This window comes from Streptomyces sp. NPDC007901 (assembly GCF_042959465.1).
Lineage (GTDB): Bacteria > Actinomycetota > Actinomycetes > Streptomycetales > Streptomycetaceae > Streptomyces.
In genome coordinates this window covers 275,642-296,632 of sequence record NZ_JBIBKW010000009.1, presented here as the reverse complement: position 1 = coordinate 296,632, position 20,991 = coordinate 275,642, and the positions used below count along the sequence as shown (strand labels likewise).

20 protein-coding genes are annotated in these 20,991 nt (G+C 72.2%); 16 read left to right on the top strand and 4 right to left on the bottom strand.

The window, feature by feature from the left end; translation table 11 throughout:
- Positions 1–26: 26 nt before the first annotated feature.
- The 3 genes from ACFZDK_RS28990 to ACFZDK_RS28980 all read left to right on the top strand — a co-directional run bounded on the left by ACFZDK_RS28990 (position 27) and on the right by ACFZDK_RS28980 (position 2,053).
- Positions 27–839, top strand: a complete 813-nt coding sequence (locus ACFZDK_RS28990; protein WP_390976847.1) for an AIM24 family protein — start codon at positions 27–29, stop codon at positions 837–839.
- Between the two features lie 89 nt (positions 840–928).
- Positions 929–1,558 (top strand): dihydrofolate reductase family protein, encoded by a 630-nt coding sequence (locus ACFZDK_RS28985; protein ID WP_390976846.1) that lies wholly within the window; start codon positions 929–931, stop codon positions 1,556–1,558.
- Between the two features lie 96 nt (positions 1,559–1,654).
- The gene (locus ACFZDK_RS28980) at positions 1,655–2,053 is read left to right on the top strand and encodes a ribonuclease domain-containing protein (protein ID WP_390976845.1); all 399 of its coding nucleotides are present in this window, start codon (positions 1,655–1,657) and stop codon (positions 2,051–2,053) included.
- A gap of 65 nt (positions 2,054–2,118) precedes the next feature.
- Here ACFZDK_RS28980 and ACFZDK_RS28975 read toward each other — a convergent pair whose 3' ends face one another.
- Entirely contained in the window at positions 2,119–2,319 is a 201-nt protein-coding gene (locus ACFZDK_RS28975) for a hypothetical protein (RefSeq protein WP_390976844.1), read from the bottom strand.
- Positions 2,320–2,488: 169 nt separating this feature from the next.
- On the opposite strand from ACFZDK_RS28975, the gene ACFZDK_RS28970 reads away from it, so the two are divergent.
- From ACFZDK_RS28970 to ACFZDK_RS28960, 3 genes are all read left to right on the top strand, one after another.
- Positions 2,489–3,748 carry a histidine kinase gene (locus ACFZDK_RS28970; RefSeq protein WP_390976843.1) on the top strand — a complete coding sequence of 420 codons (1,260 nt, stop codon included), beginning with the start codon at positions 2,489–2,491 and terminating at the stop codon, positions 3,746–3,748.
- A gap of 41 nt (positions 3,749–3,789) precedes the next feature.
- Positions 3,790–4,473: a response regulator gene (locus ACFZDK_RS28965; RefSeq protein WP_390976842.1), complete on the top strand. Its 684-nt coding sequence runs from the start codon at positions 3,790–3,792 to the stop codon at positions 4,471–4,473.
- A gap of 64 nt (positions 4,474–4,537) precedes the next feature.
- Positions 4,538–5,722, top strand: coding sequence for a cytochrome P450 (locus ACFZDK_RS28960; protein ID WP_390976841.1), 1,185 nt, complete (start codon positions 4,538–4,540; stop codon positions 5,720–5,722).
- Between the two features lie 47 nt (positions 5,723–5,769).
- Here ACFZDK_RS28960 and ACFZDK_RS28955 read toward each other — a convergent pair whose 3' ends face one another.
- Complete coding sequence (locus tag ACFZDK_RS28955) at positions 5,770–6,780, bottom strand: Gfo/Idh/MocA family oxidoreductase (RefSeq protein ID WP_390976840.1); 1,011 nt, start codon at positions 6,778–6,780, stop codon at positions 5,770–5,772.
- A gap of 118 nt (positions 6,781–6,898) precedes the next feature.
- On the opposite strand from ACFZDK_RS28955, the gene ACFZDK_RS28950 reads away from it, so the two are divergent.
- From ACFZDK_RS28950 to ACFZDK_RS28905, 10 genes are all read left to right on the top strand, one after another.
- Complete coding sequence (locus ACFZDK_RS28950) at positions 6,899–7,648, top strand: UTRA domain-containing protein (protein WP_390976990.1); 750 nt, start codon at positions 6,899–6,901, stop codon at positions 7,646–7,648.
- Positions 7,649–7,847: 199 nt separating this feature from the next.
- Positions 7,848–8,852, top strand: coding sequence for a substrate-binding domain-containing protein (locus ACFZDK_RS28945; protein ID WP_390976839.1), 1,005 nt, complete (start codon positions 7,848–7,850; stop codon positions 8,850–8,852).
- Positions 8,849–9,889 (top strand): ABC transporter permease, encoded by a 1,041-nt coding sequence (locus ACFZDK_RS28940; RefSeq protein WP_390976838.1) that lies wholly within the window; start codon positions 8,849–8,851, stop codon positions 9,887–9,889. The genes ACFZDK_RS28945 and ACFZDK_RS28940 overlap by 4 nt, the downstream gene beginning before the upstream one ends.
- The gene (locus tag ACFZDK_RS28935) at positions 9,886–10,650 is read left to right on the top strand and encodes an ATP-binding cassette domain-containing protein (protein ID WP_390976837.1); all 765 of its coding nucleotides are present in this window, start codon (positions 9,886–9,888) and stop codon (positions 10,648–10,650) included. The genes ACFZDK_RS28940 and ACFZDK_RS28935 overlap by 4 nt, the downstream gene beginning before the upstream one ends.
- A gap of 116 nt (positions 10,651–10,766) precedes the next feature.
- Complete coding sequence (locus ACFZDK_RS28930) at positions 10,767–11,912, top strand: ROK family glucokinase (protein ID WP_351729869.1); 1,146 nt, start codon at positions 10,767–10,769, stop codon at positions 11,910–11,912.
- Entirely contained in the window at positions 11,909–12,493 is a 585-nt protein-coding gene (locus tag ACFZDK_RS28925; RefSeq protein ID WP_390976836.1) for a sugar kinase, read from the top strand. The genes ACFZDK_RS28930 and ACFZDK_RS28925 overlap by 4 nt, the downstream gene beginning before the upstream one ends.
- A gap of 109 nt (positions 12,494–12,602) precedes the next feature.
- The gene (locus ACFZDK_RS28920; RefSeq protein WP_390976835.1) at positions 12,603–15,422 is read left to right on the top strand and encodes an SNF2-related protein; all 2,820 of its coding nucleotides are present in this window, start codon (positions 12,603–12,605) and stop codon (positions 15,420–15,422) included.
- The gene (locus tag ACFZDK_RS28915; protein WP_390976834.1) at positions 15,419–17,656 is read left to right on the top strand and encodes an SWIM zinc finger family protein; all 2,238 of its coding nucleotides are present in this window, start codon (positions 15,419–15,421) and stop codon (positions 17,654–17,656) included. The genes ACFZDK_RS28920 and ACFZDK_RS28915 overlap by 4 nt, the downstream gene beginning before the upstream one ends.
- Before the next feature lie 55 nt (positions 17,657–17,711).
- Entirely contained in the window at positions 17,712–18,323 is a 612-nt protein-coding gene (locus tag ACFZDK_RS28910; RefSeq protein WP_390976833.1) for a hypothetical protein, read from the top strand.
- A gap of 196 nt (positions 18,324–18,519) precedes the next feature.
- Complete coding sequence (locus tag ACFZDK_RS28905; RefSeq protein WP_390976832.1) at positions 18,520–18,858, top strand: DUF4333 domain-containing protein; 339 nt, start codon at positions 18,520–18,522, stop codon at positions 18,856–18,858.
- A 58-nt stretch (positions 18,859–18,916) separates the two neighbouring features.
- Here the strand turns inward: ACFZDK_RS28905 and ACFZDK_RS28900 are convergent, their stop codons facing one another.
- Positions 18,917–19,540, bottom strand: coding sequence for a response regulator (locus ACFZDK_RS28900; protein ID WP_390976831.1), 624 nt, complete (start codon positions 19,538–19,540; stop codon positions 18,917–18,919).
- Positions 19,541–19,626: 86 nt separating this feature from the next.
- A complete protein-coding gene (locus tag ACFZDK_RS28895) occupies positions 19,627–20,880 on the bottom strand; it encodes a histidine kinase (protein WP_390976830.1) in 1,254 nt (417 codons plus the stop codon).
- Between the last annotated feature and the right edge of the window lie 111 nt (positions 20,881–20,991).

The following is a 20,991-nucleotide window of genomic DNA, read 5'->3' as shown; positions in this document are numbered from 1 at the left end:
CGGACCGCTTCTGGCGTTCTCCCCTCGTGACCCTTCAGCAAGAGATCGTCGGCAACGCCATGCAGATGGCGGTCGTCAACCTGTACCCCGGCCAGACCGTGTACTGCGAGGCCGGCAAGTTCCTGTTCAAGACGGCGAACGTGACCATGGAGACCCGGCTCGGCGGCCCGAACGGCGGCGGGCAGCCGCAGGGCGGCGGTGGCGGCGGCATGGGCGGCATGCTGCGCCAGGCCATGGGCACCGCCATGCAGGTCGGCCAGCGCATGCTCGCCGGCGAGTCGCTGGCGTTCCAGTACTTCACCGCCCAGGGCGGCGAGGGCACGGTCGGCTTCGCGGGCGTGCTCCCCGGTGAGATGCGCGCGCTGGAACTGGACGGCACGCGCGCGTGGTTCGCCGAGAAGGACGCCTTCGTGGCGGCCGAGTCCAGTGTCGAGTTCGGCATCGCCTTCCAGGGCGGCCGCACCGGCATGAGCGGCGGCGAGGGCTTCATCCTGGAGAAGTTCACCGGCCGCGGCACGGTGATCATCGCCGGCGCGGGCAACTTCATCGACCTCAACCCCGCCGACTTCGGCGGCCGTATCGAGGTCGACACGGGCTGTGTCGTCGCCTTCGAGGAGGGCATCCAGTACGGCGTCCAGCGCATCGGCGGCCTCAACCGCCAGGGCCTCATGAACGCCGTCTTCGGCGGCGAGGGCCTCTCCCTGGCCACCCTGGAGGGCAACGGCCGGGTGATCCTGCAGTCGCTCACCATCGAGGGCCTCGCCAACGCCCTGAAGAAGGCCCAGGGCGGGGACAAGCAGGGCCCGACCGGCGGGCTGTTCTCGACGCACGCGGGATGAGGTGCCGGGGCGGCGACCGATGAGTTGCGGGCGCCGCGGGGGTCTGAGCTGATGACAACGGACCCCGTCCCAGGAAGCAGGAACCCGTCATGGGCAAGCTCGTCTCCACCATGTTCGTCACCCTCGACGGCGTCTACCAGGCGCCCGGCGGCCCCGAGGAGGACCCCAGCGGCGGCTTCACGCACGGCGGCTGGAGCTTCCACTACGGCGACGAGGGCTTCGGCCGGTTCGTGACCGAGGTCTTCGACCGGGCCGGCGCCTTCCTGCTGGGCCGCCGTACGTACGACATCTTCGCCGCCTACTGGCCGAAGGAGACCGACCCGGCCAACCTGATCGCCGCCAAGCTGAACGCGCTCCCGAAGTACGTCCCCTCCGCGACCCTCACCGACCCCGACTGGGCCGGCACCACGGTCCTCGGCGGCGACCTCGCCAAGGAGGTCACGGCCCTCAGGGAGCGCACCGACGGCGAACTCCAGGTGCACGGCAGCGGCGCCCTGGTCGGCTCCCTGCTGGACCTCGGCCTCCTCGACGTCCTCCACCTGGTGACGTTCCCGGTCGTGCTGGGCTCCGGCCGCCGCTTCTTCCAGGAGGGCGCCGTGCCGACGAAGTTCCGGCACACCGACGGACGGGTCACCGAGGCGGGCGTCTCCATCCAGTCGTACGAGGTCGCGGGCCGCCCCGCCTACGGCTCGTACATCGCGGAGCAGCGAAACGCGTAGTCGCAGGTTAACTCCCTGAAAACGAAAGGGACTTGACGGGAAATTCTTCGGACTTGTCATTGACATGCCACTGTCTACGCGCGTCATCATGGAGCCATGAGATTCCCCCCACGAATCACCCGCATCGGCGCCGCCGGCGCCCTGCTGTCCGCCCTCCTCGTCGGCGGCACCGTCACCGCCGCCACCACGGCGGACGCGGCTGCCGCCTCGGTCGGCAGCATCTGCTACAGCGACCTGCCCTCGCAGGCGTACGACACGCTCGACCTGATCGCGTCGGACGGTCCGTTCCCGTACTCGCAGGACGGGACCGTCTTCCGCAACCAGGAGGGCGTCCTGCCGAGCCAGCCCAGCGGCTACTACCACGAGTACACCGTGAAGACGCCCGGTTCCTCCACGCGCGGCGCACGGCGCATCGTGACCGGCGAGGAGTACCAGGAGGACTACTACACCGCGGACCACTACGCCACGTTCGACCTGATCGACTTCGGCTGCTGACACGCTGACCGAGCCGACCGGTCGACCGCCAGGAACGGTGCGACCAGCCGAGGTCCGGTCCGCGTTCAGCCGGACCTGCGGCTCTCCGCGACGGCGAACAGCGCGAACGCCGGCACGATCAGCGTGACGCTCGCGTACGCGCCGTAGCCGTCGAGGAAGCCGAGCCGGTGCAGGAGGCCCGCCCGCCAGTGGGTGAACTCGTGCAGCAGGCCCAGCACACCTTGCAGCAGAGCGACGAATCCGAGCACTTCCAGCAGCTGTCTCACGGCACGACCCTCGCCCCGCGGCTTCCCCCCATGCCATCGGCCGTGGGGCGAGTCGTCGCCGTCACAAGGCTGCGCCCCGCGCGCGTGGCCCGTCGAAAGTCCACGCGAGCACAACTTTGGTCGACGATCCCGTGCGCGGGGCGGTCCCGCGGACCGGGCCTGCGTAGATTTGTCGACCGTGAGCGGTGACATCCCCGTACGGACGTTCGAGGGCAGGCGATGGCTCTTCCCGTCCTCCGTGCTCCATGCACTCGATGCCGATCCCGACCGGGCCGGGCGGCGCCCCCGCCGTACCGCGCGGGACTGGCTCGTCGACTCCAGCTGCTTCCTGCTGGCCGTCATCGTGGGCGCGGCCGCCGCGAACACCATGCGGCATGAACCGTACCTCCCGCACGTCCTCACCGTCGTCGACGTGCTGATCGGCGGCCTCGCCTGCGGCGCGGTCTGGCTGCGCCGGCGCTGGCCGCTCGGCCTGGCGGTGGCGATGATCCCGGTCAGCTTCGTCTCCGCCACCGCGGGCGGCGCCTCCATGGTCGCCCTGTTCACGGTGGCCGTGCACCGCCCCTTCCGGCACCTGGCCTGGATCACCGTCGCCAACCTGGCCCTGATCCCACTTTTCTCCTGGCTGCGGCCCGACCCCGATCTGCCCTTCCTCGCGGTCGTCATATTCGCCTTGCTGCTGACGCTCCTGGTGGTCTGCCTCGGCATGTTCGTCCGCACCAAACGGCAGTTGATGCTCACCCTGCGCGACCGGGCCCGGCGCGCCGAGACCGAGGCCGGGCTGCGGGCCGAACGGGCCCAGCGGCTGGCCCGGGAGGCCATCGCCCGCGAGATGCACGACGTCCTCGCCCACCGGCTGACCCTGCTCAGCGTGCACGCCGGAGCCCTGGAGTTCCGGCCCGACGCGCCCCGGGAGGAGATCGCCCGGGCCGCCGGAGTCATCCGGGAGAGCGCCCACGAGGCCCTCCAGGACCTGCGCGAGATCATCGGCGTGCTGCGCGCGGCCGACGGCGACGAGGCGGGCGGCCGGCCGCAGCCCACGCTGGCCGCGCTGGAGGCGCTGGTCGCCGAATCGCGCGGGGCCGGTATGAAGGTGGTGCTGGACAGCCACGTCGGCGACCCGGCGGCCGTCCCCGCCTCCGTCGGCCGCACCGCCTACCGCATCGCCCAGGAGGGCCTCACCAACGCCCGCAAGCACGCCCCGGGAGCCGAGGTCACCGTCCGGGTCACCGGCACCCCCGGCGACGGTCTGGACATCACCGTGCGCAACCCCGCGCCCGAGACCGAGGCCCCGCACGTCCCGGGCTCCGGCCAGGGGCTGATCGGCCTGACCGAACGCGCCACGCTGGCCGGGGGACGCCTCGAACACCGGGTCACCGAGGACGGCGGCTTCGAGGTGCGGGCCCGGCTGCCCTGGCCCGCCGCCTGAACGACCCCGTGATGTCCTGCCCGCGTGATTACGTAGGAGCCATGACCGCCGCCACCGCCATCAGACTGCTGCTCGTGGACGACGACCCGCTGGTGCGGGCGGGGCTGTCCCTCATGCTGGGCGGCGCCGAGGACATCGAGATCGTCGGGGAGGGCGCCGACGGCGCCGAGGTCGAGGCACTCGTCGACCGCACCCGGCCGGACGTCGTCCTGATGGACATCCGGATGCCGTCCGTGGACGGGCTCACCGCGACCGAGCGGCTGCGCGCCCGCGCGGACGCCCCGCAGGTCGTCGTCCTGACCACCTTCCACGCCGACGAACAGGTGCTGCACGCCCTGCGCGCGGGAGCCGCCGGTTTCGTCCTCAAGGACACCCCGCCCGCCGAGATCGTCGACGCGGTCCGCCGGGTCGCGGCCGGCGACCCCGTCCTGTCGCCCGCCGTCACCCGGCAGCTCATGCGGCACGCGGCGGGCGCCCGGGCCGACACCCGGCAGGCACGCGCGCGTGACCGGCTCGCCGCCCTCAACGACCGCGAACGCGAGGTCGCCGTCGCGGTCGGCCGGGGCCTCGCCAACGCCGAGATCGCCACCGGCCTCTTCATGAGCGTCGCCACCGTCAAGACCCATGTCTCCCGCATCCTGGCCAAGCTCGGCCTCAACAACCGCGTGCAGATCGCCCTGCTGGCGTACGACGCCGGGCTGCTGGAGGGCGAGGGCACCAATTGAGGGGCCGGTGCGTTGCGGTAGTACCAGGATGACTTCGGGGGACGCGTCCTGAAGGGGGCAGCGCATGACGCGAGTGATCGACCTGAGCGAGTTCGGCGACGGCTTCCGCACCGATCCGCACCCGGTGTACGCCCGGCTGCGCGAGCGCGGCCCGGTGCACCGGGTCCGGCTGCCGGCCGCCGACCAGTACTACGAGACCTGGCTGGTCGTGGGGTACGAGGAGGCGCGCGCGGCGCTCGCCGACCCCCGACTGGCCAAGGACACCGGCAAGATCGGCTTCCGGTTCATGGACGAGGAGCTGATCGGCAGGTACCTGCTGGTTGCCGACCCGCCCCAGCACACCCGGCTGCGCGGGATCGTCACCCGCGCCTTCACCGCCCGGCGGGTGGCCGAACTGGAGCCGAGGATCCAGGAGATCACCGACCGGCTGCTCGACGAGATGCTCCCGCACGGCCGCGCCGACCTCATCGACGCCCTCGCCTACCCGCTGCCGATCACGGTGATCAGCGAACTGCTCGGCGTCCCCGAACTGGACCGCGAGCGGTTCCGGAAACTCTCCAACGAGGTCGTCGCGCCCAGCGATCCAGGCAGCGAGTACGACTCCTTCGTCGCCCTCGCCGAGTACCTGAAGGAGCTCATCGAGGACAAGCGGTGCGCGGGCCCCGGCGGCGACCTGCTCAGCGACCTGATCCGCACCACCGCCGAGGACGGCGACCGCCTCTCCGTCGAGGAACTGCGCGGTATGGCCTACGTCCTGCTGATCGCCGGCCACGAGACCACCGTCAACCTCATTGGCAACGGCGTCCTCGCCCTGCTCACCCACCCGGACCAACTCGCCGCTCTGCGCGCCGACATGAGCCTCCTGGAGGGCGCGGTCGAGGAGGTCCTGCGCTGGGAGGGCCCGGTGGAGAACGCGACGTACCGGTATGCCGCCGAGCCCCTGGAGATCGCCGGTACCGCCGTCGACCGGGGCGAGCCCGTGATGATCGGCCTCACCGCCGCCGACCGGGACGACGCCCGCTATCCCGAGCCCGACCGCTTCGACATCCGCCGGGACAACCGCGGCCACCTCGCCTTCGGCCACGGCATCCACTACTGCCTGGGCGCACCCCTGGCCCGACTGGAGGGCCGCATCGCCCTGCGCGCCCTGCTGGAGCGCACCCCGCACCTGTCCCTGGACGGCCCGCCGGGGGAGTGGCTGCCGGGCACCCTGATGAGAGGCGTGCGGCGACTCCCCGTTCGCTGGTAGCACCCCCTGTCCACTGACACCCCTCTGTCCGCCCCCGGTGCCGCCGGTCAGGCGAGGCGGTCCGGGATCTCCGCCAGCGCCACCGGTCTTCGCTCGTGCCGGGAGAGTTCGCAGGCCTCGGCGATCCGCAGCGCCTGGAGGGCCTCGCGGCCGTCGCACGGGTTGGCCAGGGCACCGCGGACCACGTCGACGAAGGCGCACAGCTCGGCCTCGTAGGCGGGCCCGAACCGCTCCAGGAAGCCGGGCCAGGGCTTGTCCGCGGGCGGCGGCCCGGTCGGCTCGGTGGAGGCCACCGGCGTCCGGTCGTCGAGGCCGACCACCACGGTGTCGCGCTCCCCGGAGAGCTCCATCCGCACGTCGTACCCGGCGCCGTTCAGCCGGGACGCCGTGGCCGTGGCCAGCATGCCGTCGTCCAGGGTGAGCACCGCCGCACCCGTGTCCACGTCCCCGGCCTCGCGGAACATCGCGGGCCCGGCGTCCGAGCCGGTCGCGTACACGTCGACGACCTCGCGGCCGGTCACCCAGCGCAGCACGTCGAAGTCGTTGATCAGGGTGTCCCGGAACAGCCCGCCGGACAGCGGCAGCCACTCCGGCGGGGGCGGCGACTGGTCGGAGGTGAGCGCCCGCACCGTGTGCAGCCGCCCGAGCCGGCCCGAGCGCACGGCCTCCCGGGCGCCGACGTACCCCTTGTCGAAGCGCCGCTGGAAGCCCATCTGCAGGACCGTGCCGGCCTTCTCCACCTCGGCCAGGGCGTGCAGCGTGCCCGGCAGGTCGAGGGCGATCGGCTTCTCGCAGAAGACCGGCAGCCCGGAGCGCGCGGCCCGGCCGATCAGGTCGGCGTGCGCGGAGGTCGCGGTGGTGATCACCACGGCGTCCACGCCCCACTTGAAGATCTCGTCCGTCCCCGGTGCCGCCGTCTCCCCGAGGCGGTGCGCCAGGTCCTGGGCCCGCGCCGGGTCCACGTCCGTCAGGATCAGCGATCCGACCTCGCGACTGCGGCTGAGCGTGTTCGCGTGGATGGTGCCGATGCGGCCCGTACCGATGACCCCGATGCGCATGGGAACAAGGTGCTGGTGCACCCCGTGCGCTGTCAATCCGTATGTCCGGACAATCGAACTACACAACTTCCCGTCAACCCGTCACGGAGATACGCTCGGGCCCGTGCCGAAACCAGATGTGGACCCGACCGTCACGCTCGACCTCAGTGTGGACCGGAGCTCGCCGGTGCCGTTGTACTTCCAGCTCGCGCAGCAGCTGGAGGCGGCCATCGAGCACGGCTCGCTCACCCCCGGCAGCCTGCTGGGCAACGAGATCGAGCTGGCCGCACGGCTCGGCCTGTCGCGCCCGACCGTCCGGCAGGCCATCCAGTCCCTCGTCGACAAGGGCCTCCTGGTCCGTCGCCGGGGTGTCGGCACCCAGGTCGTGCACAGCCAGGTGAAACGCCCCCTGGAGCTCAGCAGCCTCTATGACGACCTGGAGTCGGCCGGCCAGCGTCCCGCGACGAAGGTGCTGGTCAACACGGTCGTCCCGGCGTCCGCCGAGGTCGCCGCCGCGCTCGGGGTGGCCGAGGGCACCGAGGTGCACCGGATCGAACGGCTGCGCCTGGCGCACGGTGAGCCGATGGCGTACCTGACCAACTACCTGCCGCCCGGACTGCTCGACCTGGACACCGCGCAGCTGGAGGCGACCGGCCTCTACCGCCTGATGCGGGCCGCCGGGATCACCCTGCACAGCGCCCGCCAGTCCATCGGCGCGCGCGGCGCCACCGGCGCCGAGGGCGAGAGGCTCGCCGAGCCGGAGGGAGCCCCGCTGCTCACCATGCAGCGCACCACGTACGACGACACCGGCCGTGCCGTCGAGTTCGGCGACCACATCTACCGGCCGACGCGCTACTCCTTCGAGTTCCAGCTCCTCGTACGGTCCTGAGCACCGCCCGGATTCCGACATTCCGTCAGTCGTAATGTCCGGACAAATCGACGGTCGAGTGCACCCACCCCTGTCAGGGGTGTACCCCGTGTTCGATACTGATGCTTTTGGGGCAGGCGAGGTCGCCGCCGGTGGTCACCCACGGTGAGCTCGCCCGCCCCTCTCGCACGTATGAGCACGGCAAGAAGGGCACGGCCTCGTGGCACGGTTTCGGACCTGGGTGGGCATCGCGGTGGCGGGGGCGCTGAGCGTCACCCTCGCCGGCTGCAGCAGTACCGGCGGCAAGCGGGCGGAGGACGCCCGCAACGCCGCGGCGGCCCAGGGCAGGGCGGCGGTGAACACCCCCCGCTGGACCTTCGCGATGATCACCCACTCGGGAGACGGCGACACTTTCTGGGACATCGTGCAGAGCGGTGCCGAGCAGGCCGCCCGCAAGGACAACATCGACTTCCTCTACTCGCACGACGACGAGGCCCAGCAGCAGGCGCAGCTCGTGGACGCGGCGGTCGACAAGAAGGTCGACGGCATCATCGTCACCCTCGCCAAGCCCGACGCCCTCAAGGCGGCCGTGGCTCGGGCCGAGAAGGCCGGCATCCCGGTGATCACGGTCAACTCCGGTTCCGAGGAGTCCAAGGCCTTCGGCGCCCTCGCGCACATCGGCCAGGACGAGACCATCGCCGGCCAGGCGGTCGGCGACGAGCTGAACCGGCGGGGGAGGAAGAAGGCCCTGTGCGTCCTGCACGAGCAGGGCAACGTCGGCCACGAGCAGCGCTGCGCGGGGGTCGCCGAGAACTTCTCCGGCACGGTCGAGAACCTCTACGTCAACGGCACCAACATGCCCGACGTGCAGTCCTCGATCGAGGCCAAGCTCCAGGCGGACAAGTCCATCGACGCCGTCGTCACCCTCGGGGCGCCGTACGCCGACACCGCCGTGAAGGCGAGGACGGACGCCGGCAGCAAGGCCGAGGTCGACACCTTCGACCTCAACGCCAAGGTCGCCGCCGAACTGGAGAGCGGAACCCTCGGCTTCGCCGTGGACCAGCAGCCGTACCTCCAGGGCTACCAGGCGGTCGACCTGCTGTGGCTCTACAAGTACAACGGCGACGTCCTCGGCGGCGGCCGGCCGGTGCTCACCGGTCCGCAGATCATCACCAAGGACCAGGCGGGCGCGCTCGCGAAGTACACCGAGCGGGGCACCCGATGAGCGCGACGCTGGACAAAACCTTTGAAGAAAGGATTCTGCAAACCTCGGTCCTGCGGAAACTCCTCTCCCGTCCGGAACTGGGCTCGGTCGTCGGCGCGGTCGCCGTCTTCCTCTTCTTCGCGGTCGCCGCCGACGGCTTCCTGCGCGCCTCCAGCATCAGCACGGTCCTCTACGCCTCCTCGACGATCGGCATCATGGCCGTCCCGGTGGCGCTGCTGATGATCGGCGGCGAGTTCGACCTCTCGGCGGGCGTCCTGGTGACCTCGTCCGCGCTGGTCTCCTCGATGTTCAGCTACCAGATGACGGCGAACACCTGGGTCGGCGTCGGCGTCTCCCTGCTCGCGACCCTCGCCGTCGGCGCCTTCAACGGCTTCGTACTCACCCGCACCAGGCTGCCCAGCTTCATCGTCACCCTGGGCACCTTCCTGATGCTGACCGGCGTGAACCTGGGCCTCACCAAGCTCATCGACGGCACGGTCTCGACGAAGACCGTCGCCGACATGGAGGGCTTCGCGTCCGCCCGCGCGGTCTTCGCCTCGACCCTGACCATCGGCGGGGTCGACTTCAAGGTCACGATCCTGTGGTGGCTCGCCCTGGTGGCACTGGCCTCCTGGATCCTGCTGCGCACCCGCGCCGGCAACTGGATCTTCGCGGTCGGCGGCAACCAGGCCGCGGCCCGCGCGGTCGGCGTCCCCGTCGCCAGGACCAAGATCGGCCTCTACACGGGCGTGGCCTTCGGTGCCTGGATCTCCGGCCAGCACCTGCTCTTCTCGTACGACGCCGTCCAGTCCGGCGAGGGCGTCGGCAACGAGCTGATCTACATCATCGCGGCCGTCATCGGCGGCTGCCTGATCACCGGCGGCCACGGCAGCGCGGTCGGCTCGGCGGTCGGCGCGCTCCTCTTCGGCATGACCAGCAAGGGCATCGTCTTCGCCGAGTGGAACCCCGACTGGTTCAAGTTCTTCCTCGGAGCGATGCTGCTCCTCGCGACCCTGCTCAACACCTGGGTCCGCAAGCGCGCGGAGGCCACCGCATGACCCTCGTCCGGCTGACCGACGTCAGCAAGCACTACGGCACCGTCCGCGCCCTGGAAGGCGTCTCCCTGGAGGTCCACGCGGGCGAGATCACCTGCGTCCTCGGCGACAACGGTGCCGGCAAGTCCACCCTCATCAAGATCATCGCGGGCCTGCACCGGCACGACGGCGGCACCCTGAGCATCGAGGGCGAGGAGACCACCCTGGCCTCCCCGCGCGACGCCCTCGACCGCGGCATCGCCACCGTCCACCAGGACCTGGCCGTGGTCCCGCTCATGCCGGTCTGGCGCAACTTCTTCCTCGGCTCCGAGCCCCGCAAGGGCCTCCTCAAACGCCTCGACGTTGACTTCATGCGCCGCACCACCCACGCCGAACTCCTCCGCATGGGCATCGACCTCCGCGACGTCGACCAGCCCATCGGCACCCTGTCGGGCGGCGAACGCCAGTGCGTGGCCATCGCGCGGGCCGTGTACTTCGGCGCCAAGGTCCTGATCCTGGACGAGCCCACGGCGGCCCTGGGCGTGAAGCAGTCAGGTGTGGTCCTGAAATACGTGGCGGCGGCACGCGACCAGGGCCTGGGCGTTGTGTTGATCACCCATAACCCGCATCACGCGTACCTGGTGGGGGACAGGTTCGTGCTGTTGAGGAGGGGCACGATGGCGGGCAGCTACGACCGTGACTCGGTCACCCTGGACGAGCTGACACGGCAGATGGCGGGCGGAAGCGACCTCGAGTCTCTACGCCACGAACTGCAGCGGACTTAGGGGCGCGGGGAACTGCGCGACCAGCCACCGACCACCTGCACCCGGCGACGCACACGCACCCCCCTTTATGTCCCCCGAACGGCACTCCGCGCCGGCGTGCGGCAGAATCGAGCCCGATGAGCACCTACCGCGACCTCACCGCCCCCATCGGCTCCCGCCGTGCCCCGGTCCTGCGAACCGTCGGCACCCGGGAACGCCGCTCCCACCTGACAGCACCCCGTGTGCCAACGGTGGGCATCGACATCGGCGGCACCAAGGTCATGGCGGGCGTCGTGGACGCCGACGGCAACATCCTGGAGAAGCTCCGCACGGAGACCCCGGACAAGTCCAAGAGCCCGAAGGTCGTCGAGGACACGATCGTCGAACTCGTCCTGGACCTGTCCGACCGGCACGACGTGCACGCGGTCGGCATCGGCGCGGCCGGCTGGGTCGACGCCGACCGCAACCGCGTCCTCTTCGCCCCGCACCTGTCCTGGCGGAACGAGCCGCTGCGCGACCGCCTCGCCGGCCGCCTGGCGGTCCCCGTCCTGGTCGACAACGACGCCAACGCCGCCGCCTGGGCGGAGTGGCGGTTCGGCGCCGGCCGCGGCGAGGACCACCTGGTCATGATCACGCTCGGCACCGGCATCGGCGGCGCGATCCTGGAGGACGGCCAGGTCAAGCGCGGCAAGTACGGCGTCGCCGGCGAGTTCGGCCATATGCAGGTCGTGCCCGGCGGCCACCGCTGCCCGTGCGGCAACCGCGGCTGCTGGGAGCAGTACAGCTCCGGCAACGCGCTGGTCCGCGAGGCCAAGGAGCTGGCGGCGGCCGACTCCCCGGTGGCGTACGGGATCATCGAGCACGTCAAGGGCAACATCAACGAGATCAGCGGCCCGATGATCACCGAGCTGGCCCGCGAGGGCGACGCGATGTGCATCGAGCTGCTCCAGGACATCGGCCAGTGGCTCGGCGTCGGCATCGCCAACCTCGCCGCCGCCCTGGACCCCTCCTGCTTCGTGATCGGCGGTGGCGTCAGCGCCGCCGACGACCTGCTGATCGGCCCCGCGCGGGACGCGTTCAAGCGCCAGCTCACCGGCCGCGGCTACCGCCCCGAGGCCCGGATCGCCCGCGCCCAGCTGGGCCCCGAGGCCGGCATGGTCGGCGCCGCCGACCTCGCCCGGCTCGTCGCCCGCCGGTTCCGGCGCGCCAACCGGCGCCGGGTGGAGCGGTACGAGCGCTACGAGCGGTACGCGGAGGCCCGCCGTACCCGGGACACCGCATGACCGCTTCGCTGCCCCGCCAGGCCGCGCCGCCCGACGAACCGCACCGCCGCCCCTCCGAGACCCCGGGCCACAAAGCCCGCCGCCGGGCGCTCACGCTGCTGATCATCGTGCTGCTCATCGGCGTACCGGCCGGCTATCTGGTGATCTCCGCCAACCAGAGCCGCAACAGCGGCAAGGACAAGGAGTCCAAGTACTCGGCGACCGGCCTCACCGAGGGCTGGCCGTCGAAGGTGCAGCGGCGCCTGTACCAGGTGCCGGTCCCGCACCCGGCCGACACGATCGCGTACTACGAGACGAACAACTGGAAGACCAGCCGTCTCTACGTCCAGTTCCGCACCAACAGCGCCGGCCTGGACAGCTTCCTGGCGGGCATGGGCGTCGACCGGGACGCCCTCAAGAAGGACGACATCAGCATCAGCGCCCGCGACCAGAAGATCACCGGCTGGAAGTTCACCGGTCCCGGCGTCTGGTCGGGCCTGACGCACAAGCAGAAGAACCCGGCGCCCACCCAGGACGTGGTCGTGAACACGGCCGACCCCGACTACCCGATGATCTACGTGGTCTCGCGCACCGTCCCGTAGCACGCGGCCGTGAATGTGACCGCGGCCGGTCGCCGGGGCCGATTGTCAGACCCCGCCCGTACAGTCGGAGACGTCTGATCCGACAACCGGGCGGGAGGTGGCAGAACGTATGAGCGGCACGGTGACCGAGACCCCTCACGGCGTGCCCGTACGCCTCGCCGCGATCTATCTGCCCGCCGACCTCCCACGCCACGGCCGGATGGCCTTCTGGGACCCGGAGGGCGACCCACTGCCCGCCGCCGCGACCGCCTCGACGACCGAGGACCTGACGGTGGTACGACGGCACGGTGCCGGTGTCCGCCGCCGGCAGGTGCCCGCGCTGACCCTGCCGCTCGCCGAGGCCCTCCCACTGCTCGTCCGGGCCCGCCGCGACCCGGCCGCCCACCCCGCCACCGCCTGCTGGGGAGCCGCCGCCCAGCACGCGCTGCGGCTCGCCGCCCGGGGCCGCCTGCTGCCCGGCCTGACCCCGGCCGGTCACGACGCCTGGCGGGCCGGCCCGCTGGAGCCCGCCGACATCGCCCACCTGCGCGCGGTCGCCGCCGCCCTGCCCGCCGAGGGCCACGCCGTCCCGCTGCCCGGCCCGGGCCCGCTGCTGCTGCCCCGGCCCGAGGCGCTGATCCGCTCCTTCCTGGACGCGGTCGCCGACACCCTGCCCCGCACCCCGGCCGCGCCCCACACCTCGGGCAGGCCCTTCGCCGCCCGCGAGGCACAGCGGCTGCCCGACGCCCGCGAGTGGGCCGCGGAGGTCGCCGCCGGCATGGACGCCGGCGTACGGATCTCCCTGCGCCTGGACCTGTCGGCGTACGACCTGTTCGACGACGGCGAGGGCGCGCCCCGCGCGGGAGCGGCGATCGTCCAGGTGCACAGCCTCGCCGACCCCACCCTGATGACCGACGCGGCAGCGCTGTGGGCGGGGCGGTCCGACGCCGCCTTCGGTCCCCGCGCGCGGGTGGACGCGGCGCTGGCCGTCCGCCGGGCCGCGCGGGTCTGGCCACCGCTGGACCGGCTCGCGGAACAGGACGTGCCGGACGTGCTCGCGCTCTCCGAGGAGGAGCTGGGGGAGCTGCTCGGGGTGGCGGCGACCCGGCTCTCGGCGGCCGGGGTCGCCGTGCACTGGCCCCGCGACCTGGCACAGGACCTGACCGCCTCGGCCGTCATCCGTCCCGCCCCCGGGTCCGCGACCGACGGCACCGGCTTCTTCGAGGGCGAGGAACTGCTCCAGTTCCGCTGGCAGCTGGCGATCGGCGGCGATCCGCTCAGCGAGGCCGAGATGGACGCGCTCGCCGAGGCACACCGTCCGGTGGTCCGGCTGCGGGACAGCTGGGTGCTGGTCGACCCGGCCCTGGTCCGCAAGGCCCGCAAACGCGAACTGGGCCTGCTCGACCCGGTCGACGCGCTCTCCGTGGCGCTCACCGGCGAGGCAGAGGTGGACGGCGAGACCGTCGAGGCGGTCCCCGTCGGCCTCCTCGCGGCCCTCCGCGACCGCCTCACCGCCGGCATCCACCCGGCGGAACCGCCCGCCGGACTGCACGCCACCCTGCGCGACTACCAGCTCCGGGGCCTGGCCTGGCTCGACCTCATGACCTCCCTCGGCCTCGGCGGCTGTCTCGCCGACGACATGGGCCTCGGCAAGACCATCACCGTCATCGCCCTGCACCTCAAGCGGGCCCGAACCGAACCGACCTTGGTGGTCTGCCCGGCCTCCCTGCTGGGCAACTGGCAGCGGGAGATCGCCCGGTTCGCGCCCGGCGTCCCGGTCCGCCGCTTCCACGGCCCCGACCGCACCCTGGACGGCCTCGGCGGCGGCTTCGTCCTCACGACCTACGGCACCATGCGCGCCACGGCCGCCCGGCTCGCCGAACAGCCCTGGGGCATGGTCGTCGCCGACGAGGCGCAGCACGTCAAGAACCCGTACTCGGCGACCGCCAAAGCCCTGCGCACGATTCCGTCCCCCGCGCGCGTGGCCCTCACCGGCACCCCCGTGGAGAACAACCTCTCCGAGCTCTGGGCCCTGCTCGACTGGACCACCCCCGGCCTCCTCGGCCCGCTGAAGTCCTTCCGCGCCCGGCACGCGCGTGCCGTCGAGAACGGCGAGGACGCGGAGGCCGTGACCCGGCTCGCCCGCCTGGTCCGCCCCTTCCTCCTCCGCCGCAAGAAGTCCGACCCCGGGATCGTCCCCGAGCTCCCGCCCAAGACCGAGACCGACCACCCGGTCCCGCTCACCCGCGAACAGGCCGCCCTGTACGAGGCGGTGGTGCGCGAGTCACTGCTCGCCATCGAGACCGCGGAGGGCATCGCGCGGCGCGGCCTGGTGCTCAAGCTCCTCGGCGCCCTGAAGCAGATCTGCGACCACCCCGCGCTGTATCTGAAGGAGGACGGCCGCCCGGACACCCTGGCCGCCCGCTCCGGCAAACTCACCCTGCTCGACGAGCTGTTGGACACCGTCCTCGCCGAGGACGGCTCGGCGCTGGTCTTCACCCAGTACGTCGGCATGGCCCGGATGATCACCGCGCATCTCCAGGCCCGCGCGGTCCCGGTCGACCTGTTGCACGGCGGCACACCGGTGCCGGAGCGGGAGCGCATGGTCGACCGCTTCCAGGCCGGCGCGACCCCGGTCCTCGTCCTCTCCCTGAAGGCCGCGGGCACCGGGCTGAACCTCACCCGCGCGGGCCATGTCGTCCACTTCGACCGCTGGTGGAACCCGGCCGTGGAGGAACAGGCCACCGACCGCGCGTACCGCATCGGCCAGACCCAGCCGGTCCAGGTCCACCGCCTCGTCACCGAGGGCACCGTCGAGGACCGCATCGCCGAGATGCTGGAGTCCAAGCGGGCCCTCGCCGACGCGATCCTCGGCTCCGGCGAGGCCGCCCTGACCGAACTGACCGACCGCGAGCTGTCCGACCTGGTCTCGCTGCGGAGGACGTCATGAGCGGGGGCGGCGAGCAGCGGCCCGGGGACGCGGCACGACGGGCACTGCGGGCGGCGCGGGAGCGCGGGGCCACCGGGGCGGCGTCGGACGAGGGCTTGGTGGACGGTGCGGAGCAGGCGCAGGGTGCGGCCGGATCCGGAGAACAGGCGTCCGGTGCCGGCTCGCCGGGGAGCGGAGCCATGTCCCCGGGACCGGCGCCGAGGCAGGGAGACGCCGCGCGTCTGGCACTGCGGACGGCTGCCGCCGCGAAGGGCGTGGCGAGAGCGGAGGGAGCGGAGGACGGGGCCGCCGGCTCCGGCGGCCTCGGCTCCGGGCCGCACGAGACCGACGCCGAGGAGAACGCCACGGACACCACTCCGGGCGCCGCTCCCGGCGCAGCCCGGACCGAGTCCGGTTCCGGCGGCACCCGCCCCGGCCTCGACACCCGTCCCGGCCCCGGCCCCGGTACCCGCCCCGGTGACATCGCCCGGGAGGCGTTGCGTGCGGCCCGCGAGGAGCGGCGGCGGGCCGCAGAGGCCGCGGCAGAGGCGTCCTCGGCGGCTCCGGCCCGTGCGGCGCGCCCGCTGCCGTCGCCGCATGCGCCCGCCGCGACCCGCCACAGCACCGCGCGTGACCTGAAGCAGTTCCTGGCCACCGCGTTCCGGATGCCCCCGGCCGAGGACGAGCCCGAGGCCACCGCGGAGGCCGACCTCCCGCCCACCACCGGCACACTCACCGGCGATCCGGCGGCCACGAGCGCCTCCGCGTCCCCACTGCCGACCGGCGACCCGGCGGCCACGACTACCCCCGTCTCCCCACCGCCCGCCACCTCCCGCCCTCCGGAGACCGACACTCCGAACACCTCCGCGCCCTACGCCACCCCCGCCTCCCCACCGCCCACTACGACCCGCCCCCCGGAGACCGACCCCCCGAACACCCCCGCCACCTATGCCACTCCGGCCACCCCCGCCGCTCCCCACCTCCCCCGCACCATGGCCACCCCCCACCGCGACACCGAACTCCGCCGCACCTTTCCCTCCCTCCCGTCCCGCGCTCGGGCCTCCGCCTCCGGAGCCGACTTCGCCGAAACCTGGTGGGGCAACGCCTGGGTCCGGGCGCTCGAAGAGGGCGCGTTGGACGTCAAGCGGCTCGCGCGGGGCCGGAGTTACGCCGAGCAGGGGCATGTGGACGCCATCACGGTGACCCCGGGACTGGTGCTGGCGTATGTGCAGGGGAGCCGGCCCCGGCCGTACCGCGTGCAGCTTCGCCTGCGCACCTTCGGCGAGGACGAGTGGGAGCGGTTCCTGGAGGCCGCCGCCGACCGCCCCGGAGACATCGCGGCGCTGCTCGACAAGGAGCTGCCGCAGGCCCTCGCCGGCAGCGGGGTCCCGCTGCTCCCGGGCCCCGGCGAACTCGAACCCCGGTGCAGCTGCCCGGACTTCGGCCACCCCTGCAAGCACGCGGCCGCCCTCTGCTACCAGACCGCGCGGCTGCTGGACGCCGACCCGTTCGTGCTGCTTCTGCTGCGCGGCCGAGGGGAGCGCGAGGTGCTCGACGCGCTGTCCCGCCGCAACGCCGCCCGCGCCGCCCGGGAACGGCAGCCGGTGTCCCTGCCCGGCGTCCGCGCCACCGAGGCTCTCCTGCCCCGCAACCTCCCGCCGCTGCCGCCTCCGTTGCCCGTTCCGCCGCACCCCGAGCAGCCCCCGGTCTATCCGGGGGTGCCCGGCGGCCCCGACCCCTTCGCGCTGGACCAGCTCGCCACCGACGCCGCCGCCCGCGCCCACGCCCTGCTCGCCACCGGACGCGACCCGGTCGGCGAACTGACCCTCTGGCAGGACGCGGTGCGGCTCGCCGCCGCCCGCCCCGGTTCCGGCCTGACCGCGTCCACCCGCGCCCTGTACGCGTCCCTCGCGGACGCCGTCGGCCGCACCCCGGGCGACCTGGCGCGCGCGGTCGCCGCCTGGCGCCAGGGCGGCCTGGCGGGGCTGGCCGTCCTGGAGGAGCCCTGGGATCCGCCGGCCGGCCGCTTCGACCGGGCCCGGCCACTGCTGCTCGCCGCCGACCTGCCGGTGTTCCGCCCCTGGCACAACCACCTCACCCACCCCGGCGGCCACCTCCAGCTCCGTCTGGGCCGGGACGGCCTCTGGTATGCCTACGAGTCGGAACCGGGCCACGACGACTGGTGGCCCAGAGGCACCCCGGACCTGGACCCGGTGGGCGCGCTCACCGGCCTCGGCGCGTCGGACGACCTGTAGGAGCAGGACCACAGGAGCAGGACTGATCACGGGTCCGCCGGCGCACATATTGAATGTGGCCGGTTCTCTGCTCCTCTCCTTCATGGGAATGATCGGAACCCTGATCGGCAGTGGTCTGACGGGTCTCCTCGCCCTGCGGTCCGAGCGCGCCAAACAACAGGCTCTGGAACAGCAGGAGGAACGCCAGTCACGGCAGCGCGAGCGGCTCCAGGAACTCGATCTCCGCCTGGAGCACCACCGTTGGCGTCGGGAGCACCGGAAGGCGATCTACGAGGACTTCGCCGAGAAGTCGCAGACCGCCTGGATCGCGGCCCTCGACTATCACCGAAGCTGTCTGTCCGGTGCGTCGGATGCCGCGCAGCGGGAGGAGAGCCGGCTGCGCGGCAGAATGGCGTACCGGGAGGCCCTGCAGACGTCCTACGCGGTCGAGTTGCAGGGGCCCGACGAGGTGGCCGCACGGGTGGGCGACTGCATATCCAGCCTGCGGTCCCTGCTGACCTGCGCCGAGGAGCAGGAGGAGAAGGTCGCGGCGGGGCCGCTGAGCCAGGACGACGCGGTGGAGATGGACCGGCGGATCAATGTGTGCCTCGACGACACACAGCACCGGCTGCGGCTCTTCACCCGCACCGGACGGGACGCACTGGACCGCCCCACGCCGCCCGCCTGACCCGGTGCGGGAGATCTTCGCAAGGCTTCCACAACCTGGTACGGCTTGCACGGGGTTGCGACGCCGTCGTCCTTTCGGCCGGGACCCGGTGGCCACAACCGGCCGTTATGCCGAGGCAGTTGAGCACGCGGGAGAGGAATCTCTGAGGGGAACAGCCGGTAGGGTCCGGCCGTCACGGGAATCGAAGGAGCACCCCATGAAGCGCATTGTCATAGCCCTGGCCGCGGCCGCCGTGCTGGCGGCAGGCGTGGTGACGGCGTGGAACGTCTTCGACAACTCGTCGGTCGCCACCGCGGGCGGAGCGGATCACACGGTTTCGCGTACGGAGGTCGAGAAGCTGGCCAAGGAGAACTACGGCATCCCCTTCGTCCAGGACGGCCCGCAGTCCGTGAGCTGCCCGAGCGGGCTGCACGCGAAGATGGACTACACAGTGAAGTGCACCGCTGTATTCAAGGGCGAGAAGAAGACGATGCTGATCTCCGTGACCGGGGTGAACGGCGACCGGGTGAGCTTCGACTACGGACTGGCGAAGTAGTCGAAGTAGCGGGAAGCGAGGCAAAGTTGGAGATCGGACGGCGTGGTGCGGCGACGGTTCAGCGGTCGCCGACCACGCCGCAGCGCCATGCCCAGGCGGCGATCTCCACGCGGTTCCGCAGCTCCAACTTGACCTGGATGTTGGTCAGATGGGACTTGACGGTGGAGAGCGAGACGCAGAGCTCGTCGCAGATCTCCTGGTTGGTCCGCCCGTCGGCGACCAGCCGGACCACATCCAACTCCCGTTCCGTCAGCGGACCCGAGGACACCTCGCCGGTGGAGGCGGGCCGCTGTTCGCCGATCCGCTTCAGCAGCCGTACGGTCACGGAGGGGGAGATCAGCGCATCGCCGCGCGCCGCCGCGCGGACGGCCTCCACCAGCAGTCCGGGACCCGCGTCCTTCAGCAGGAACCCGCAGGCACCGTTGCTCAACGCCCCGTACACGTAGTCGTCCTGGTCGAAGGTGGTCACGACCACCACGCGCAGCGGATCGACGGCCTTCGGGCCCGCCAGCAGCCGGGTCACTTCCAGCCCGTCGAGTTTCGGCATCCGAATGTCGACCAGGCACACGTCGGGCCGCAGCCGCCGGGCCAGCTCCACGCACTCCGCACCGTCGGCCGCCTCGCCCACGACCTCGACACCGGGCTGTGTCTGGAGGATCAACCGGAAGCCCGTGCGCACCATTTCCTGGTCGTCGGCGATCAGGACCCGTATCGCTGATCCGCCTGATCCGCCTGATCCGCCTGATGCGCTTGATCCGCTGGCGTTGGTCATGCGGGGAATCCTGCCACAGCCCCTCTCACCGGGAATTCCGCCGTCAGCCTCCAGCCGCCGTCCTCGGCCCGGCTCGCGTGGAGCGTGCCGCCGACCGCCTGGGCGCGTTCGGTCAGTCCGATGAGGCCGAGGCCGCCGCGGCCGCCGAGAGGTTCGGCGTTCGGAGTCGCCGGCCGGGGCGGCGGTGCGTTGTGCACCTCGACCCGAAGCCGCCGAGTGGCCACGCTGTCGACCTCACCACCGTCGTCGTCCGACAGGGCGACTCGTACGGAGACGGACGGAGATCCCGGCGCATGGCGGCGTACGTTCGTCAGCGCCTCGCGCACGACGTTCCGCACGGAGGTCTCCACCTCGGGGGCCGGCCGCGCCTGCCGGGCCTCGGCGGCGACCTGGAGGGTGGCGGGGGCGTCGCGTTCGGAGAACGTGGCGACCAGTTCGCCCAGTTCGGCGTACAGCTCTCCCGGCCGCACCACCCGAGTGGTGTCGTCGCGCAGCACGCGCACCAGCTTGCGCATCGACTGCAGCGTCTCGCCCCCGGCCTTCTCGATACCGCGCAGCAGCGGCTCCACCTGATCGGGCGCGATCTCGCGGATCGCTTGGGCCGCCTGGGCCTGGACGACGATGCCCGTGACGTGGTGGGCAACGAAGTCGTGCAGTTCGCGGGCGAGTTCCAGGCGTTCATTCTGGCGTGTGTCGGCGACGGCGCGGCTTCTGCGGTCGTCGAGGCTGCGGAGGTAGGAGCCGATGCCCACGGCGCCGCCAGTGAAGAAGATCAGGAGGAAGGAGAAGTAGACGTTGCCGCTGTCAAGCATCCGCATCGGTGCCGCGATCACGGCGGAGGCGAGTGCGGTGCCCAGCGTGGCGGTCAGCCAGGGCTGCGGTGTGTCTCTCATGGTGCGCACCAGCAGGAGCAGCAGGGACAGCGTCTCCAGCAGGCCCCAGTCGGCGATCAGCCACGGCTTCACGGACGTGAAGAGGGCGAGCGTCACCGTCCAGGAGAGGAGCACCGCGGCACCCGTGCCCCAGGCCGTCGCGAGACGTCTGCCGGGCAACAGCAGCACGACGGCCGCCACGAGGCCCGGGGCAAGCCTGAACCATGCGCTGCCGCCTTCGAGTCCGGCGTCGGACGCGACGCCGGTCACGTCGACCACCCACAACAGCGCCATGACCACCCCTAGTGCGGTGAGGGCGGTGCTGTGGGGCAGCGGGGAGTTCCGGGTGTGACCGTCTGTGTCTCTCGCGTCTCGCACATCCCGCAGCGTAGAGGCGTCCCCGGCCGTGCGGCCTCGGTCAAAAGGACGACGCGGTGGCTCCCAACCGGTCGGCCGGCCGAGGCGACGGGCCCTCACAGAGGCGGAAGT